We start from the raw sequence: 16,859 nt of genomic DNA, 5'->3' as shown, positions 1-16,859 counted from the left end.
GGCATGGTTAGAGAACGGTCACTGTGGGAAGCCGAACCGAATGGCTACTTACAGAGTGATCAATCCCGCAGGCGACGTGACCGACACGCGCGACATCGAGAGCGCCGACGACGCACATGCTTGGTTTGTGGACGCCCGTGCCGACAATTCGGAACTGGGGTGGCGAATGGAAGTTCGTCACGACGACGAATGGTCGTTCTTCGACGACACCGAAGGCGCCTCCAGCTGAGCAATTGCTCAGCGGTCACGATGACGGTCCAGGAAGGACGATCAAGCATGAGCCAGAAACTCGCAGGAAAGAAAGTTGCATTCCTCGCCGCGTCGGAGGGCGTCGAACAGGTCGAACTGACGGATCCGTGGGACGCATTGCTCGCGGAACACGCTCAGCCGTCGATTGTTTCGACAGACTCGGGAACTGTGCAGGCATTCAACCATCTCGACAAAGCTGACGTCTTCGACGTGGATGCGGTACTCGGATCGGCGTCGTCGTCCGAATACGACGCTCTCGTACTTCCTGGCGGGGTGGCCAACCCCGACTTCCTCCGAATGAGTCCTGAAGCGGTGGCTTTCGCCCGTAGTTTTTTCGACGACGGGAAGCCTGTAGCAGTGATCTGCCACGGGCCGTGGACGTTGGTCGAAGCCGGGGTGGTTGCGGGTCGCACTCTGACGTCGTGGCCGAGTCTGCGCACGGATATCACCAACGCAGGCGGCACTTGGGTGGACGAAGAGGTGGTCGTCTGCACTTCGGGTCCGAATACCTTGGTATCCAGCCGTAACCCTGGTGATCTTCCGGCATTCTGCGCCAAGCTGATCGACGCGGTCGCGACTGTCTGAGAGCGGCTATCCAGGCCGACTCTCCGAGCGCACACTTACCTTGCTCAACGAGCGTGTGCACGTGGGCCAGGCCACGGGGCTTGTCGCCGGAACCCTGGACATCTCCCCCTCCGATGCACGGGCGCTGATCGACGATCACGCCTCCCGCTCAGTGCTGACCCTGCGCGGACTCGCCCGAGCGATCACGGACGGATCGGTCCACCCCGACGAACTCCTCGCGGACAGCCAAGCTCAGCGGCGTCAGGATTTCTGACGCCGCTCTTTCCGCGTGTTCACGGCGGAAAGAGACGCGTGGTGAGCGGAACGTGTGTCAAGGTTCATTTCGCGTTTGAGACCAGGGCGCCTGGGTAAGTGACAACACCTGGGTGGCAGCACGCCACCGTGAAGACAGGATGACCCTTGCAGATGCGACGCGACCAACAGTCGGTGCACGTGGACGGTACCGAACAGGCCGACCAGAGCGGCCGGCGAAATGTTCTCGCCCGGGCCATAACCGGCCCACTCCTCTTCATTTTCATACTCGGCGACGTTCTCGGCGCAGGAATCTACGCGTTGGTGGGCGTCATCGCCGGCGAGGTCGGGGGAGCCGTCTGGGTGCCACTCCTTGTAGCCCTGGCGATGGCGCTGTTGACCGCAACGTCCTACGCCGAACTCGTGACGAAGTATCCGCGCGCAGGTGGTGCTGCGGTGTTCGCTCAACGAGCCTTTCGGAAACCACTCGTCTCGTTCCTCGTCGGCTTCTCGATGCTGGCAGCAGGTGTCACGAGCGCAGCCGGACTTGCACTCGCATTCTCCGGCGACTACCTCAAAGCCTTCATCGATGTACCTACCGTTCCGGCGGCACTCGTCTTCCTTCTCCTCGTGGGACTTCTCAATGCGCGAGGAATAAAGGAATCGATGCGCGCCAACGTCGTCATGACAGCCGTCGAGGTCACCGGCCTGGTTCTGGTCGTCGTCCTCGCGTGTGTCGTGCTCGGGCACGGTGACGGAACTTTGAGTCGCGTCGTCGAATTCGATGAAACCCGGTCACCCGCACTCGCGGTGCTGGCTGCTGCACTTCTCGCGTACTACTCGTTCGTCGGATTCGAGACATCAGCGAACGTCGCCGAAGAGGTGAAGGACGTGAGCAAGGTCTACCCGCGCGCATTGTTCGGAGCATTGGTAACAGCGGGTGCCGCATACGTGCTTGTGGGACTGGCTGTTTCGGTTGTTCTCCCGGCCGATGAACTTGCGGCGTCCTCGGGCCCGCTGCTTGCCGTGGTGTCAGCTGCCGACGTCGGCTTCCCCCCTCGCCTGTTCAGCCTGATCGCACTCGTCGCCGTCGCCAACGGTGCATTGTTGACCATGATCATGGCCAGCCGACTCACTTACGGGATGGCATCCGAAGGCCTGCTCCCGCGCCCGTTCGCGAAGGTACTTCCCGGGCGCCGGACTCCATGGTTGGCAATCGTGGCTACCACTGCTGTCGCCATGGCACTGTGCCTGACCGGTTCGCTGGCGGCCTTGGCCGAGACGGTGGTACTGCTCCTGCTCGTCGTCTTCATCAGCACGAATATCGCCGTACTCGTCCTGCGTCGTGACTCTGTGAAACACAGTCATTTTCGAGCACCGACTATCTTTCCGATTCTGGCTCTTCTCACCTGCGTCGCATTGCTCACTCAGCAAAGCGCGGCGACATGGCTACGCGCGGCAGCACTTCTCGCGGTCGGGATAGTGCTTTACGCACTCTCTCGCCGAACCACGAAGAAGGACACCACGAGCCTCAGTGCGTGACTTCAGTGTGAACTACCGAAACGCAGAACACAGCAATGAAAGGCGCAGACCAGTGAGTTCGGTTCACAAGGGGCGCTTTGTGGTCATAGTCGGTCTAGGTCTGTTGGCCGTCGTGATTCTGGGTGCCGGCATCGCGCAGGGAAAACTGCCCATGAATATCGTGGTGTCTGGGCAGAGATTCACGGGAAGCGTTTCCGCGGTCGAAGCCCAAGGCATTCAGGTTTATCCCCGAGCGGCGGAGACTGCCGGAGACGCATCTGCGAGCATCGCCGCTCATATCCAACAGGTGCGCCTGACCGACCTGTGCTTGTCGACTGTCGCTCACGGAGTTCCGTTCCTGGGTGACGTCACCATGAGCATTCGTGCCCCCGGCGACGGAACGACCGCTTCCGGCATCACTTTGGACGCAGCGTCTCTCGGCGGCGCCATCACCGCACACGATGCGCGATTGGGTGCTGAAGTCTCTGCACTCGGCGAGATATCCGAACTCGATCCGCCTGACGCATCAGCCATAACCGCCGGCGACTCGAGTTTGGCACAGGCTCGCGTCGAGATCATTTCCTTGACCGCAACACAAGTCGTCATCGACAAGCTGGCCATGAGTGTCGAGAAGGGCGCTGTCGGATGTTGACGAAGCGAGCTGCCTTCGCCGCATGGCGAAGGCAGCGGCCTTTCGCCGGATCAATTCTGCTGGGAGTTTCGGCCGGCTTTCTGTTGCTACCCGCCGTCGTGACCGTGCGCCTGGGTGACGTTCTGATTTCCATCAGTACCATCGCCGGGGTTTCCACACTGCTGTTGGCCGCACTCATGGCCCTGTGCGCAGCTTCCGCGCTACTACGCGTCGACACCCGACTACCTGCTGGGGTCTGTGCGATGATTCTCTCGCTGGTGGCCCTCCCGGCAGCGAACTTCGGCGGTCTGATCATGGGGACCTTGACCGGAGTCTTGGGTTCGGCTTTCGTATTGGCCTGGATACCAGTAGATTCGACTGTCGCAACAAGCCCCGACGGCCGATCAGACAAGGTTTGACGGAGATGAGAGAGTTGAGCGACCAACCCGGTGCCACCGAGGAGATACAGCGCCGTGCGCGAAAGATCGACAGGCGGACCAAAACCTACGGCTTGTCCGTCGTGCTGGCAGCAGCGCTACTGATACTTGCGATCGTATGGTTGGGTTCTCGGCGTGGCGAATGTTTCGACACCGACGCCTTGGTGTGCTCGCCGAGGGATCGCCGTCTTCTCGTCTTCGCCCCAAGTCTCATGTTGCTGCTCGGATCGGTGGGAGCAATCCTGCGAGCCTCCCCACGCTGGCATCGCCTGCGGCGCCTCTATATTCGTCCTTACATGGCTTGGATCCTCTCGGGACTTGCACTCGCCTACCTGGCGTCGGCTTCCCTGATCTTCTTCTGAGGTGGCACTCGAGCAGTAGCGTCGCCAGGTCCGCGGGTCGCAGTTCTCGTTCCAGACGATCAGGACTCCTTCAGCTTTGAAGGTAGGCGAGTCCATGATGGTGAAGGCATGCCCAGTCCACCTCAAGGAGCTACGCGCGCTCGATCACCGCACGTTCGAGCGCGTCACGATCGTCGAAGGGTATCTCCACTCCGCCGTAATTCATCGAGTGATCATGTCCTCTACCGGCGACGAGGACGACATCGCCTGATCGTGCCCGCGAGACGGCAACTCCGATAGCCTCACTGCGGTCCGGAATGATCACTGTTTCAGCATGTTTCGCGTCACGAGACCCCGAAGCAACATCGTTTCTCAAACCCGCAGCATCATCGTGAAACGGACCTTCGTCGGTCACGATGACTACATCTGCAAATGTCCCGGCTATGTGCCCCAACGGCTTACGCTTTCCTGAGTCCCGACCTCCGGTGGCACCGACGACGACAATCAACCTTCCTGCTGTCAGCGAGCGCAAATAGGGAAACAGTCGGCTTTGAGCCGATGGATTGTGGACGTAGTCGACAAATGCTAGGTAGTTCTGTCCGAGGTCCACACGTTCCAGCCGTCCGGGAACGGCGTCGAGTTCCTCGATACCGTCGAGAGCCGTCGCCATGTCCACCCCACCCAGTCTCAGTGAAGCAATGGCCGTCAAGGCATTGTCGACTTGGTGACTGCCGAGCAGACGTAATCGGATTCGCCTACTCCACTCCTCGTGGTGCACGGTGAAGGCAGTGCCCGTCCGTCCTGTGTCAATGGCGGTCGCGAAGACGTCTGCGGCGCTACCACACGAAGAAACGGTCAAGTGAGGAACCGTGACACGTGCTGCCAAAGTTCTTCCATAGGCATCGTCGATACCGATTACGGCCGCGGCGCACCACTCGTCCGTGAAAAGCGTTGCCTTCGTCTCGAAATACTCCGCCATCGTGTGATGGAAGTCGAGGTGATCGCGCGAAAGGTTGGTGAAGGCGGCGACTCGGAAGTAAGTGCCGTCGATTCGGTGTTGCGCCAGGCCGTGACTGGAGACTTCCATTGCAACTCCGTCGACCCGATCGCGGACGAATGCTGCCAGTGTTGTCTGCAATTCGCTTGCTTCAGGCGTGGTGCGCCGCGCACGCTCCGACCCTTTCGGTCCGCGAACACACACCCCGCTGACGAGCCCCGCCCGCTTGCCCGCCGCACGCAATCCGGCCTCGACCATGAACGCAGTGCTGGTCTTCCTATTCGTGCCGGTCACTCCATACATGTCAAGCAACGAGGACGGCTGTCCGTGCATCCAGGCCGCCAACGGACCCAATGCTTTTCGGGGGTTCTCGACCACCAGCGTAGGCAGAATCTCGGTGGGGCGATCGCTGACCACGGCCACGGCGCCCCGAGCAGCTGCTTCGGCTACGAACTCACCGCCATGATGCTCGACGCCCGGCAGCGCCGCATAGACGTCGCCCGGCCGTACCTGCCGTGAATCCTGGCAGATACCGGTCACCACCGGGGTGTTGGCTCTGAAGGGTTCGTAGTCCACACCGAGAAATTCGGATATGGCAGCTAAAGACCAGTTTGGCTGCGCGTCAATACTGTTCGACGTCATTCATGGCCCGCCAGGAACGAAGAGCTTTCGAAAACGGAGTCCTGAAGATCACGATGTAACTCGACCGGATGTGGCGTCTGCTGAGGCGTGCTGCACGAGAAGTCGAATCGCGTGTTCGATCGTGTGGGCAAGGACATCCTCCGGATCGCCTGAGAAAACGCGCTTCTCGGTCTCCGCCCGTCCATGATCGACAACTCCGAACCACACCGTCCCCGGGGCCACGTCCTCCTGAGTCTGGGGCCCGGCCTCCCCTGTGACGGCGAGAGCCAGCGTAGTGCCCATCAGGGTTGCGATGCTGTGCGCCATGACGCGTGCGGCTTCTTCGCTCACAACGGGGCCGTCGGGAACATGAAGCACGGACTGCTTGACCTCCCGGTTGTAGGCGACGATCCCGCCACTGAACCACGAACCAGCGTCAGGGGCCTTCCCGAGCTGGGCAGCGATGTTTCCCGCCGTCAGGGACTCTGCCGTTGACACTGTCAAACCACGTTCGGCTGCAACGGATGCCAGCTGCCTGCACATCTCGTCGAGGTTGGTGTCGACCGGCAGTTCAGGCCGGGGGTCGTCACTCATTTCCAGTCCTTTCCAACGTGTGTCGAGCACTCGGATCGTCTTGGTTCAGGAACGATCGGGTCAGGGGCCCGGCACTGATCCTTACTACATGTGAAATGTTCTCCGGTAGGTGTTTTCGCAAGTAGTCCGCAACTTCGCATCCCACGTACTCGATCTGCAGACTCACCTCGATCCCGCTGTTGCATGGATCGAGCAGGACGAGGACGCGTCCTTCCGGTGCCAGAGTGAAAACCTGTCCGATTCCGACATCAGCTCGAGCGGGAACCGTATTCCTGATTCCGAATCCCATTGCGAGCAGCAATTCACGCAGCTTCTCCACGGTGTCGAAATAGACCCCCGATGGGGCAACGAGTTCTATGTCCGTGTGCAGACGACCTTTAGATTCACCGTCCACGGCAGCCAACTTTCCTTGTCCCGGCCGCCTCTGCGACATCGTCCCGACGTTTCGCTCGCTTCTCCGAGGTGCGAGCGGCTTGCACGCGCGCAGGACCACCAATTCTTCGGTTTCCTGTCCCTGATCGACCAGCCCGCGGCGTTCGAGCATCGCGCGGCGCGACCGCAGAACGGGCCCGAACGGAATCGACCTACGCGCGACAACTTCCACGGTCATGCCCCATTCCTCGAGCATCACCTCCGTCTTGCCGACGTCACACAACGCGGACTGCAACAGAAGCAGCGATCCCCCGGGGGCAACCATGTCGGGAGCCGATGCGATGATCCGATCCCGCAAAGCTCGGCCACTCACTCCCGCATTCCAGGCACGTTCGACACCAGCAGTCGGCAGATCATCGATCTCGGACGGGACATACGGCGGGTTGGAGACCACCAAGTCGAAAACTTCACCGTGCACTGCTTCAGTGAGGTCTCCGCGACGTGCCTCGACGCTTGCCTTGTTGAGAACCCCGTTGAGTCTCACGTTCAAAATCGCGCGGCGCGAGATGTCGATCGCGAGGACGCGGCCTGCTCCTGCTTTGGCTGCGGCAATCGAGAGTGCGCCCGTACCGGAGCACAAGTCGAGCACGCGCGTGGCCGCTGTGACCGTTTGACTGGACAGTGCCTCGATCAACAACGACGTATCGTCCTGCGCTTTGTAGACACCTGGCAAAGAAACGATCATCGACGACTCCTGGGTTCGAGGGGTTTGATCCCCGGACAGGTTCGCTTACCCGCAAGCCGGCGAAAACATGCAGGAGGGCTCATCGTGACGGAACCGAACGGCACAGGCGTGGCCCGAGCAGAAGCGTGTCTGCAGGACTGCAATCACGTCAGGTCAGAGGTGGCCGGTCCCTCCAGCAGTACCCCGTCCGACGCGAAGCGAGATCCGTGTAGTGGACAATCCCAACTGCGTTCGGCGTCGTTCCAGCGCAATATCCCACCGAGGTGGGGGCACACTGCGGAGACGCGGTGCGCCACGCCGTCAACCGTGCAGTGTGCGGAAGGTGCAATCCCGTCCCACACCACTCGGCCCTCGCCCTCCTGTGGTTCATCCGAGCTTCCGAAGCGGTTGATCAACGGCCGTACCCATCCGCTTGCCATTTCGACTGCCACTTCGCCGTTGACAACAGCGGCCTTGGGTAATCCGGAAATCTGATTCCAATCCCACGGGGTGTAGATGACGGACCAGTCCTTTCGGCTGCCTGACACTTCGGCCGTCAGGGCGAGTGCTGCCGCTACCGCATTAGTGAGTCCCCACTTCGCGTATCCCGTTGCGATCAAGATGGAACTGTCACCCGGAACCAGTTGCCCGACATACGGCAGCTCGTTCACCGGGCGGTAGTCCTGCGCTGACCACGAGTGCGTCAATTCTGCTCCGGGAAAATGCTTTCCGGTCCAGGTGATCAACTCTTCAAGGTTTTGTGCCGGCGACGCAGCACGGCCGACTGGATGCCCGTTTCCTCCGACGAGAAGAAGTTCTCGATCGTCGACAGGGAGGTAACGTATGGATCGACTCGGTTCGTCGACGGAGAGATACATGCCGTGTGGAATGTCGCCAGGCACGGTAAAAGCGGCGGCATACGATCGCTGTGGTTCGAGACGAGCAAAGAAGCCACCGCGGTCGAGTATCGGCGTGCCGGTAGCAATGACAACGGTCTCGGCACTGATGTCTCCACGATCGGTATGTATGGATCTGCGGTGCCGATTGCCCCGCACAGTGCGAACCCTCGTGTGTTCGTGGACCTTTCCCCCGCGATGTACGAACTCCTCGGTGAGCGCGTCCAATGCGCGCACCGAGTCGAATTGCGCTTGGTCTTCCAACCGGATTGCACCTGCCACAGGAAAAGGCAGTTCCACAGTATCGGTCCACTGGACGTCGAGTCCGGCCGCGCGCGCGGCATCGAATTCATCTCGTAGGGTGCTTGTTCCGTCGACGCTGTTTGCGTAGGTGAATGCAGTTTCGCGTTGCACCGCAACAGAATTGTCGGTACAAAAGCCCAGAAGCCATTGTTGACCCGCACGGTTCGCCTCGACGTAGGCCCGCACTGCCGATGGAGAGTGCTTCTTCGCGATACTCGCGAGCCTCGTGCCTTGAAGCAGGCTGATCTTGCCGGTCGTGTTGCCCGTGGTAACCGCGCCCGTCGTTCTCGCTTCGAGCAAGGCAACCTTGCGCCCGGTACGTGCGAACAACAGAGCCGTGACAACCCCGGTCAACCCCGCTCCGACCACGACCACGTCGAATTCACTGGAGGCCACGAACTCGGACGAGAAGTCGCGGCGTGTGCCGTCCAACCAGAGAGAAGTCATGAACTGCGGTTGCCCAGAGCCACCCGCGTGGAAACGTCTGACCTCGGCTCACTCGGGGGGCGGTCACCTGAGCGGGTGCGAACCAGTGTTGTCGCGTCGCACAATCCGCGGCGTGAGTATTCCGAGCGCAACCATCCCCAGGCCGAGCACAAGATGGAGCCAGTTGTCTGCGTCGTTGACCGGGACGAAATTGGCACTGCTGTCATTGTCGATCACCAATCCGTATACCCACAATGCCAGGTACACGATGCCGCCACCGACGAGGTACAACTGCGCGGTCCGCGCCATCCTGGCCATTGCAAGACCGGCAACACCGAAGAGTAGATGAACTACGTTGTGCAACACCGACACCTCGAAAATCCCGAAGAGCTTTGCACCGGAATGATGTCCGGCTCCGGCCAACATGTCATAGTCGGTGGTCACACCGGGTATGAAGCCGAGAATGCCGACGAGCAGAAATACCGCTCCGACGGCGGCGGATGCAATCTGTACCGCTGAATAAGTTCGAGTTGCATTGCGCTGTGACATGACGGGACCTCCCGAAGACGCACGCCCGTAGCTACCGAGTACGAGCGGGGCACGATTTGTTGCCCTGATGGGACGCTTCCCACTGCAGCGGCGTACCAAACAGTCCTGCATCAACCGCGGTCAGCCAGAAGTGCAGATCGAACCGCATGCTTTGATCAGGGTCGAACACCGAGTCCCGTTGCGATCTCGTGTAATCGCCGTGCCGGCCGATCAGGTGCCAAGGGAACTGTGGGACCGCCGGCGCCTGCACGGAGGCCCTCGAAGAACTCTTGAAGTACATCGCTGGGAGTGTGCGCGGGTAGCCATCCCAGTTCGACACGGGCGCGCGAGCAGTCCATCGTGGGCACTCTCATCACGGTATCGAACAGACCTGGGGTCGCCGGGACGGCGTGCGCATGCCAAGCGGCCCACACACCCGAACGGATCAGCTGCTGAGGCACATTCACCAAACGGGCGCCGAGCACTTCGGCAATCGTCTCCATGGTGACCGGGGGATCTGCCGCCAGATTGAAAGCACCCTGTTGCTCGCCGATCGCCGTAGTAACGTAGGCCTTCGCCGCATCCGACGAATGAAGGACCTGAACCGTTAACCCTGGTATCCGCGGCACCACCGGAATCCATCGCTTACCGACAATCGATCCGGGAAGGAATGGGCCGGCGAACAGTCGTCGTTGCGACGACGCAGATCTCTTCTGGAATATGAATCCCGGGCGCATGCGGACGACGCGGGTGTCATTCCGCTCCTCGAACGCATCGAGACACCGTTCCAAATAGGCCTTTTCGCGAGGGTAGGCGGCTCCTGGCCAACCGTTCGTGGGCCATTGCTCGGATACAGCCGGCTGACCGCTGCCCGGCGAGTATGCACCCACGGACGAGGCATGGATAATCGCCGGTACGCCGGTGTCGGCGACAGCCCGGAATACGCGCAACGAACCCAACACGTTGTTCTCCCAAGTGACTTCCGGGCGACGCGTCGGCTGGAACAGCCATGCCAGGTGAATGACTACGTCTGCACCCTCGAAGCGCCGGTGGAGGTTGTCCTTGCTGATATCCGCGACAACAAAATCGGCCTTGGGCACGGTCCAATCCGTCTCTCGCCGAGACAATCCCAGAATCGAACCGACGGCGTCCTCAGCGCTCAGCGCCTCGACAACACTGCTTCCGACGTTTCCCGTGGCACCAGTGACCACAATTCGCAAACCGCTCATGCTCGGGCGGTACCCAAAGCCTGCCCGTGTGAATCGTCGATCGAGTTCATGCGCGTGTCCAAACCTGGTCGCGCTGCCGCGCTACACCGTAATGAGTAACAAATCTCGGATTGGGTAGCTTCTCCACGCGTTCAGCGGACAGCGCGGGACGCACCCGTACCGAACAGTCGCAAATCCATCGAAAGAGAGCCAAGCCGTGACTTCACCACCACCCGAACCGAATCCAGACAATACCCCTGACCTCGAACCGGGAGGAGGGGTCGCTCCGGGAAGTACCCCGCCGGAGGCGCCGCAGACTTCGGGATTGTCGGAACCCGAACCCTCGACCGTCAGGCGGTTCCCTTTCACCGGGATTGCGGCGATGATTGCCGTCGGCGTGATCGTCGTTGTCTTCGTGGTCGCTGCCATTGCCATTCTGGTGTGAGCCATTCTGGTGTGAGCCACTCTCACGTGACACCACGTGAGTGGCGATTTCACAACGGAATCGCTGCCCCCGCACGGATTCGCGCTTGCGCCTCGCTGAATTCACAGTCGGCCTCCGAGGTCAGGACGCCGACGAGACGCACACCGGCCCCGGTCGACAACCCGGCGATACGTTAGCCCGCTGCGAATCCGAGCCGATTCTCTTGCGGAACCTCGTCCGATGCCAACAAGGTGGTGACAATTCCGCGCAACGAAAGTGATTCTGCCGCTTCGCATCCGATGAACCCAGCGCTGATCACTATCGCCGACTCTGTTTCGATCGCAGCGCGGCGAAGAGACTCTGCATCGGGCAGGGATCGCAAGTACGCAACATCGTTCCCACCCGGCGCGGACAGGCGTTTCGGCTCTGCGCCGCACGCCAGAACGAGGTGAGAGTACAAAACCCGCCTACCCGCTGCAGTTTCGGCACACTGCGACCGAATATCGAGCGAGATGACGGAATCTCCGTGGATGAGGTCGATTGCTCGCTCGGAAAACCATTGTCTCGGCAGCATTCCGTCTGCCGAGGCGTGGTTAAGGTCGAGTCGCATGAAGTAACGGGTACCCGTGGGCTGGTCCGTAAACCTGCCTTGCGGTTACGGCCGCGACCTGCGCTGGTGGTTCGGTTTTCAACGATGTTTCGGTTCTCGGTCAGTTCGGGGAGGTCGCCGAAACCCAAGGCCAAGTCAAGCGCGAAGCTGACAGGAGGAAAACCCATGAGTATCGAAGACGGTCCCGGCGACACGTTGAACCCAAGTGAGAGTGCGGATTCCGAGGAGAAGGTACGCAACCACGACGGTGACGATGTCGTCGATCCACCGGACGGGTGGACCGCAGCCGACAAATTCGGGACCACAGCGCGTGAGCAGCGTGAGGGCGAAACGATGGATCAGCTTCTGGCAGGGGAGGAACCGGATGTGGAGGTCATCATCTGATCACTGCCACATCTGATCATTCTGGCGCCCTGTCTCCGGTGTCGACAGGGTCGGCCTCGATCCGGTCGTCCACATTGCCCGGCACTCCCTTTCCACGGCGTTCCTCGACTATGCGTTCCTCGAGGTTGTCCACCAGATCGGCGAGTTCCGTTCGTCGATCTTCGATCCCAGGGACGATGTTTTCCGACTGGCCCGCGTCGCTCTGGGGGTGGCCCGCGTCATCCTCCTGCTCACTCGCCTCGTCGCGCTCGGGTGATCGGTGGATCTTGTCGTTTTTCGGTTCTACCATCGATGTTCCTTTTGTCGGTTGTTGCACAAGAAGTTTCAGGTCGGGGAGCCGCAGACAGTACGGCCTCGAATAGCCGGTGACAACAAATGGCGGCCAGATGTGGGCGACCGTACGAGTCATCACACAGTCCTGAGAACCTTGTCCAGGACTATCTGCACCGACCAATTTTCACTGCCGACGTGTGCGCTCTGATCGACTGTGACTCCGTCGACCAGGGTCTGCAGGACAAACCATTCGAAGGACTCGGTGGCGTAACCGAGAGTTTCCTGAGCAGTCGCGGAAATGACAGCCGTGAAAAGTTCACCAGCGGTGATGTCGAAGGTGCAGGTCAATGTACGCGGGGAAAGGGCGAGTCCGACAAGCGTGCCCGCTGCTTCGTCGACCGCGAGGACAAGGTCGGCGCGCACGTCGTGCGAGAGACTCAGCTGCTTTGCCTCCAACCTGGTCAGCTCTCGAAGTACGTGCAGTTGCCGCGGTACGGCTGCGAGAGTCAGAGAGGTCACGCGATTGGGAGGTGCACCGATCGCTCGATCGAAAGTTGTCACGTGAAGTCACTCCTGCGCGCTGTCCGGCCGTCGGCAGGCATGCTACCCAGCTCGAGATTCTCCAAACGTCGACCATGATTGCCACCTTGCACGCGGGATCGGGCCCGCGATTCGCCTGTTCGTCGAGGACCTCGTGGATTTGCAGAATTTTTCTATTTATATGACAGATTTGAGTGGCCGAGAGAGGTTGAAAGGAGTCTTCAGTGGACGCATCGGAAGAGTTGATCCCGGACATCTACGAGCGAATTTCGCACCTGGCACGTACGGTGCACGGAACCCTCACCGGTGGTGTGATGGCGCCCCAACAGGTCCTCGACGAGGTCACCGAAGCCGCAGTCAAGCTACTCGACGGCGTTGATCACGCCGGTATCACCTTGGTCCGCCGCGCCGGCCCCGGCCACCGCCCCGACCTCGAATCGACTTCAGCCACGGGGCCGGTGCCGCAGAGATTTGATGCTTTACAACACGAATACTCGCAGGGACCGTGTTTCGATGCCATTTGGTCCCATCAGACAGTCCGGATCAGCGATGTAGTCGAAGAGCTGCGATGGCCGCATCTTATGAACGCGGTGCGCGAGGAGACCCCGGTCCGGTCAGCGATGTCGATTCAGCTCTACACCGACGGTCAAGAATTGGGTGCACTGAACATTTACTCGGACACCTCGGGCGGTTTCGACGCCGATACCGAAGAATTGGCGGTCAATCTGGCAACGCATGCCGCAATCGCCCTCTCCAGTGCGCGCCGGGGACAGCAGTTTCGCAGTGCCCTCGCATCTCGCGATCTCATCGGTCAGGCAAAGGGCGTCATCATGGAGCGATTCGACGTCGACGCGATTGCGGCATTCCACATGCTTCGAACGCTCTCGCAGGAGATGAACATTCCCGTGATCGAATTGGCAACACGTGTAGCCAAGCGCGAAAATCTGGTCGCGGACAACGGTTAGCACCCACTGCGAGTAACGGCCTGACCGTCGTCGGGCCCCTCGTGCATGGTTTCGCCTCTATCGGGTGGCATCGAAACATGCAGTCCAGCTGATAGGGCACTTATTCTGCTGCGGTGGTTGGCATTACGAGTAGCCCCGCTGTGGGTTCGCAGTAGCCCTGTTTGGAGTTCAGTCTCACGGGTAGCTGAATTGGTGATCAGGTTTTGATCCGACTGGCGAACGCTTCTACCCGTTCGCCGAGCCCGACTACATGAGGAGTATCCCCGACGTGACGTCTTTCGAGCGGGCGAACAAGCGACCTGCCCCGCCTTCGGCAGCCCTGACCGTCGCAGCAACACCTGAACATCTGGGCGTGCTTCGCGCCCTCGTGCGGGCGGCCGCAGCGCAATATCCGCTTTCGATGGACGCGCTGACAGATCTTGTTCTCGCAGCGGACGAAGCTGCCAACACTCTTGTCGACCGCGCTGTTCCCACCAGCGCCCTCACGTGCACGTTCGCTGTCAACAGCGAGCAGCGACTACTTGTATCCGTCACTGCGGAGACCTCACACGAAATCACTTCCAGCAACACGTCATTCGGTCGAATCGTGCTCGAGGTATTGGTAGACGACGTCAAACTGGCGCAAATTCCTACAGTTGACGGGAACTGGTCTGTGACTATCACCCTGAGCAAAGCGCTGCAGGCAGGTTCGTGACACCCTCCGCGACGGACAGAACCGACTACGCACATCTCGTCGACCTGTTCGCGGATATCAAGGCTCTGCCGGACGGCGCTGAACGTGAACGCTTGCGGGCGAGGATCATCGAATCATGCCTGCCCATAGCCGCAAACATCGCAACACGGTACCGTGGCCGCGGACAAACACACGAAGACCTTTTCCAGGTTGCCAGCGTCGGGCTGGTCAACGCCGTCAACCGTTTCGACCTCGGCAAGGGACGAGACTTCCTCTCCTTTGCAATCCCGACCATGATGGGCGAAGTGCGTAAGCACTTCCGCGACCGTGGATGGGACGTCCGCGTACCCCGCTCGCTGCAGGAAAACTATCTCGCTCTGCAGAAGGCCAGAACCTTTCTGACGCAAAGCTTAGGACGAGAACCCACGGTCCCCGAACTGGCCGCACACCTCGAGGTCGAGCCCGGTGACGTCGCAGAAATCATCGCTGCGGGTGACTCGTATCATTCGGCATCTCTTGATGCATCCGTCTCCGTGGACGGTCGACCGCTCGGAGAAACCCTCGGAGACTTCGATGCAGCACTCGACAGCGTCGACAATCACGAAACCCTACGGCCGGCGCTCCTCGCGCTTCCCGAGCGTGAACGAACCATTCTGCTGTACCGGTTCTTCGGTGAGCTGACACAGTCGGAGATCGCCGAAAAAGTCGGTCTGTCTCAGATGCACGTGTCACGTCTGCTCACCCAGTCCCTGGTTGCCCTTCGGGCCGACCTGAAGGGAGACTAGCCATTCAAGCCCATCCAAGTGTCCCGTCAACGTAGTTCCAACCCGGCACCTCGGTGTCCTGGTTCGGCGGTACCGGCCTCTCACTTCTCGAATTGGTTGCTTGGCAGCCAATTTGGGCACCGCGGAAGTGTGCATCGCAATTCGCGGCGAAAAGTGCGCCGAAACCCCTGGGATTTGCACACCTTTCTGACTACTAGATACGGCAGCGAGGATATGACTACCGCGAGACGGAAACATGATTGCATGCAACAAATGGGTTTGTCGTCAGAGCGTGAACCCTCCGAGTTCAGCTCGTAGAGCTTTCAAGGACTGGGTGAGCAGACGCGACACGTGCATCTGTGAAAGGCCTACCTTCTCCGCGATCTCCGACTGCGTCAGACCTCCGAAGAATCGATAGAGGATGATCGCTCGTTCCCGCTCGGGCAACGCGAGGAGCGCCGGCCGTAGGGTCTCGTGGTTGTCGACCTCATCGAGTGCAGCGTCGTAATCGCCGAGTGTGTCCCCGAGCGGCAGGCCGTCGGTAGACGTCGCGGCATCCAAGGACGTCGACTGGTACGAGTCACCGGCTGCAACGATTTCCGCGATGTCCCCCGGTTCGACCTCGAGGTAGGCAGCCAACTCCGGAATGGAGGGCTCACGTCCGAGCGTCTGGGTGAGTGAAGACCTTGCCTTCTTCAGCGCGAGATAATTCTCCTGCAGTGACCGGGGAACACGAACATCCCATCCTCGGTCACGGAAGTGCTTACGGACCTCACCCATCATCGTCGGGACCGCAAAGGACAGAAAATCACGCCCCTTCTCCAGATCGAAGCGATTGACAGCGTTGACCAGCCCGACGCTGGCAACCTGGACAAGATCCTCATGGGACTGGCCGCGGCCGCTGTAGCGATGCGCGATGTTCTTTGCGACCGGGAGGCATTCTTCGATGATCTGCGCGCGTAGTTGCTTCCGCTCAGGAGCGCCGTCCGGCAGAGCCTTGATATCCGCGAACAGGTCGACGACGTGCGAGTAATCGTCGCGGCCTGCCGCCGACGGGGTCATGAACCTGTCTGGAGCGCTTTGTTCAAGATGATTGTCACGGCCCAGCCCTCTTCGACGTTGGTGGGAAACTGCTCGAAGATGACGTCGTCGACCAATGTTTGCAGAACTATCCAACCGAATGAGGTGGTGCTGAGGTTGATCGGCGCCGACGTCCCCACGGACAACCTTACGTTCAGGTTGCCGTCGATGTCGACGCCGAAGGTGCACGTCAAATCGGTCGAAGGGCGAGCATGCCCGACGAGCGTGGTGGCTGCTTCGTCGACAGCAAGAAGGAGGTCTGTGAGCGCGTCGACGGAGAGCGGGTACTGTGCGGCGGCCGTTCGTGCGAGCGCTCGGAGCACCCCGAGCTGATGAGGCGATGCGGCGACGCTGAGCGTCGGGGAAGGCGGCGAGGAGGGTGCGGGCGGGTCGATCGCCTGTTCGGGGGATACCACGTGAACTCTCCTGTACATGGTCGGATGCAAGTCACCCCTTGGAGGGCTGATCGCACGCGTGAAGTC

21 protein-coding genes and 2 pseudogenes are annotated in these 16,859 nt (G+C 60.5%); 12 read left to right on the top strand and 11 right to left on the bottom strand.

Translation table 11 applies throughout. The features are described 5' to 3' along the window. Positions 1-40 precede the first annotated feature (40 nt). The 7 genes from ACFQ6Y_RS28285 to ACFQ6Y_RS28255 all read left to right on the top strand — a co-directional run bounded on the left by ACFQ6Y_RS28285 (position 41) and on the right by ACFQ6Y_RS28255 (position 4,016). Positions 41-229, top strand: a complete 189-nt coding sequence (locus tag ACFQ6Y_RS28285; protein WP_211921896.1) for a hypothetical protein — start codon at positions 41-43, stop codon at positions 227-229. A 47-nt stretch (positions 230-276) separates the two neighbouring features. Continuing rightward, complete coding sequence (locus ACFQ6Y_RS28280) at positions 277-834, top strand: type 1 glutamine amidotransferase domain-containing protein (RefSeq protein ID WP_378639933.1); 558 nt, start codon at positions 277-279, stop codon at positions 832-834. Between the two features lie 55 nt (positions 835-889). Continuing rightward, positions 890-1,087 carry a hypothetical protein gene (locus ACFQ6Y_RS28275; protein WP_378640050.1) on the top strand — a complete coding sequence of 66 codons (198 nt, stop codon included), beginning with the start codon at positions 890-892 and terminating at the stop codon, positions 1,085-1,087. A 152-nt stretch (positions 1,088-1,239) separates the two neighbouring features. After that, the gene (locus ACFQ6Y_RS28270) at positions 1,240-2,607 is read left to right on the top strand and encodes an APC family permease (protein WP_378639931.1); all 1,368 of its coding nucleotides are present in this window, start codon (positions 1,240-1,242) and stop codon (positions 2,605-2,607) included. Between the two features lie 52 nt (positions 2,608-2,659). Further along, positions 2,660-3,238 carry a DUF6230 family protein gene (locus ACFQ6Y_RS28265; protein ID WP_378639928.1) on the top strand — a complete coding sequence of 193 codons (579 nt, stop codon included), beginning with the start codon at positions 2,660-2,662 and terminating at the stop codon, positions 3,236-3,238. Continuing rightward, positions 3,232-3,636 carry a DUF6114 domain-containing protein gene (locus ACFQ6Y_RS28260; protein ID WP_378639925.1) on the top strand — a complete coding sequence of 135 codons (405 nt, stop codon included), beginning with the start codon at positions 3,232-3,234 and terminating at the stop codon, positions 3,634-3,636. Before ACFQ6Y_RS28265 ends, ACFQ6Y_RS28260 begins: the two co-directional genes overlap by 7 nt. A gap of 5 nt (positions 3,637-3,641) precedes the next feature. Further along, on the top strand, positions 3,642-4,016 hold the full coding sequence (locus ACFQ6Y_RS28255) for a hypothetical protein (RefSeq protein WP_378639922.1): 375 nt from the start codon (positions 3,642-3,644) through the stop codon (positions 4,014-4,016). Between the two features lie 130 nt (positions 4,017-4,146). Here the strand turns inward: ACFQ6Y_RS28255 and ACFQ6Y_RS28250 are convergent, their stop codons facing one another. From ACFQ6Y_RS28250 to ACFQ6Y_RS28225, 6 genes and pseudogenes are all read right to left on the bottom strand, one after another. Further along, a complete protein-coding gene (locus ACFQ6Y_RS28250) occupies positions 4,147-5,634 on the bottom strand; it encodes a UDP-N-acetylmuramoyl-L-alanyl-D-glutamate--2,6-diaminopimelate ligase (protein WP_378639919.1) in 1,488 nt (495 codons plus the stop codon). Positions 5,635-5,682: 48 nt separating this feature from the next. Next, positions 5,683-6,207 carry a CinA family protein gene (locus tag ACFQ6Y_RS28245; protein WP_378639917.1) on the bottom strand — a complete coding sequence of 175 codons (525 nt, stop codon included), beginning with the start codon at positions 6,205-6,207 and terminating at the stop codon, positions 5,683-5,685. Between the two features lie 472 nt (positions 6,208-6,679). Then, positions 6,680-7,324: pseudogene (locus ACFQ6Y_RS28240) on the bottom strand (HemK2/MTQ2 family protein methyltransferase); the annotation flags it as partial. A gap of 143 nt (positions 7,325-7,467) precedes the next feature. Next, positions 7,468-8,949 (bottom strand): FAD-dependent oxidoreductase, encoded by a 1,482-nt coding sequence (locus tag ACFQ6Y_RS28235; RefSeq protein ID WP_378639915.1) that lies wholly within the window; start codon positions 8,947-8,949, stop codon positions 7,468-7,470. A 63-nt stretch (positions 8,950-9,012) separates the two neighbouring features. Further along, complete coding sequence (locus ACFQ6Y_RS28230) at positions 9,013-9,477, bottom strand: DUF4383 domain-containing protein (RefSeq protein WP_378639912.1); 465 nt, start codon at positions 9,475-9,477, stop codon at positions 9,013-9,015. A 155-nt stretch (positions 9,478-9,632) separates the two neighbouring features. Beyond that, positions 9,633-10,685 carry an NAD-dependent epimerase/dehydratase family protein gene (locus ACFQ6Y_RS28225; protein ID WP_378639909.1) on the bottom strand — a complete coding sequence of 351 codons (1,053 nt, stop codon included), beginning with the start codon at positions 10,683-10,685 and terminating at the stop codon, positions 9,633-9,635. Positions 10,686-10,881: 196 nt separating this feature from the next. Here ACFQ6Y_RS28225 and ACFQ6Y_RS28220 point away from each other — a divergent pair, with 196 nt between their 5' ends. After that, positions 10,882-11,109 (top strand): DUF6480 family protein, encoded by a 228-nt coding sequence (locus tag ACFQ6Y_RS28220; protein WP_378639907.1) that lies wholly within the window; start codon positions 10,882-10,884, stop codon positions 11,107-11,109. 172 nt (positions 11,110-11,281) lie between these two features. Here ACFQ6Y_RS28220 and ACFQ6Y_RS28215 read toward each other — a convergent pair whose 3' ends face one another. Next, a complete protein-coding gene (locus ACFQ6Y_RS28215) occupies positions 11,282-11,698 on the bottom strand; it encodes an FAD-dependent oxidoreductase (protein WP_378639904.1) in 417 nt (138 codons plus the stop codon). Positions 11,699-11,863: 165 nt separating this feature from the next. Here ACFQ6Y_RS28215 and ACFQ6Y_RS28210 point away from each other — a divergent pair. Next, positions 11,864-12,067, top strand: a pseudogene (locus ACFQ6Y_RS28210) (hypothetical protein); the annotation flags it as partial. A 31-nt stretch (positions 12,068-12,098) separates the two neighbouring features. On the opposite strand, the gene ACFQ6Y_RS28205 reads toward ACFQ6Y_RS28210, so the two are convergent. Next, positions 12,099-12,371, bottom strand: coding sequence for a hypothetical protein (locus tag ACFQ6Y_RS28205; protein WP_378639901.1), 273 nt, complete (start codon positions 12,369-12,371; stop codon positions 12,099-12,101). Positions 12,372-12,490: 119 nt separating this feature from the next. Then, positions 12,491-12,916: a hypothetical protein gene (locus ACFQ6Y_RS28200; protein ID WP_378639898.1), complete on the bottom strand. Its 426-nt coding sequence runs from the start codon at positions 12,914-12,916 to the stop codon at positions 12,491-12,493. A 203-nt stretch (positions 12,917-13,119) separates the two neighbouring features. On the opposite strand from ACFQ6Y_RS28200, the gene ACFQ6Y_RS28195 reads away from it, so the two are divergent. From ACFQ6Y_RS28195 to ACFQ6Y_RS28185, 3 genes are all read left to right on the top strand, one after another. Next, complete coding sequence (locus ACFQ6Y_RS28195) at positions 13,120-13,860, top strand: GAF and ANTAR domain-containing protein (protein WP_378639896.1); 741 nt, start codon at positions 13,120-13,122, stop codon at positions 13,858-13,860. Positions 13,861-14,128: 268 nt separating this feature from the next. After that, complete coding sequence (locus ACFQ6Y_RS28190; protein ID WP_378639894.1) at positions 14,129-14,554, top strand: anti-sigma factor; 426 nt, start codon at positions 14,129-14,131, stop codon at positions 14,552-14,554. After that, entirely contained in the window at positions 14,551-15,318 is a 768-nt protein-coding gene (locus ACFQ6Y_RS28185) for a SigB/SigF/SigG family RNA polymerase sigma factor (RefSeq protein ID WP_378639892.1), read from the top strand. Before ACFQ6Y_RS28190 ends, ACFQ6Y_RS28185 begins: the two co-directional genes overlap by 4 nt. A gap of 264 nt (positions 15,319-15,582) precedes the next feature. Here the strand turns inward: ACFQ6Y_RS28185 and ACFQ6Y_RS28180 are convergent, their stop codons facing one another. Together ACFQ6Y_RS28180 and ACFQ6Y_RS28175 are read right to left on the bottom strand one after the other, a co-directional pair. Continuing rightward, positions 15,583-16,359, bottom strand: coding sequence for a SigB/SigF/SigG family RNA polymerase sigma factor (locus ACFQ6Y_RS28180; RefSeq protein ID WP_378639890.1), 777 nt, complete (start codon positions 16,357-16,359; stop codon positions 15,583-15,585). Further along, a complete protein-coding gene (locus tag ACFQ6Y_RS28175; protein WP_378639887.1) occupies positions 16,356-16,793 on the bottom strand; it encodes an ATP-binding protein in 438 nt (145 codons plus the stop codon). The genes ACFQ6Y_RS28180 and ACFQ6Y_RS28175 overlap by 4 nt, the downstream gene beginning before the upstream one ends. Between the last annotated feature and the right edge of the window lie 66 nt (positions 16,794-16,859).

It is taken from the genome of Rhodococcus sp. NPDC056516 (genome assembly GCF_042794655.1).
Classification (GTDB): domain Bacteria; phylum Actinomycetota; class Actinomycetes; order Mycobacteriales; family Mycobacteriaceae; genus Rhodococcus_F.
This window is presented reverse-complemented; position numbering and strand designations above follow the sequence as displayed.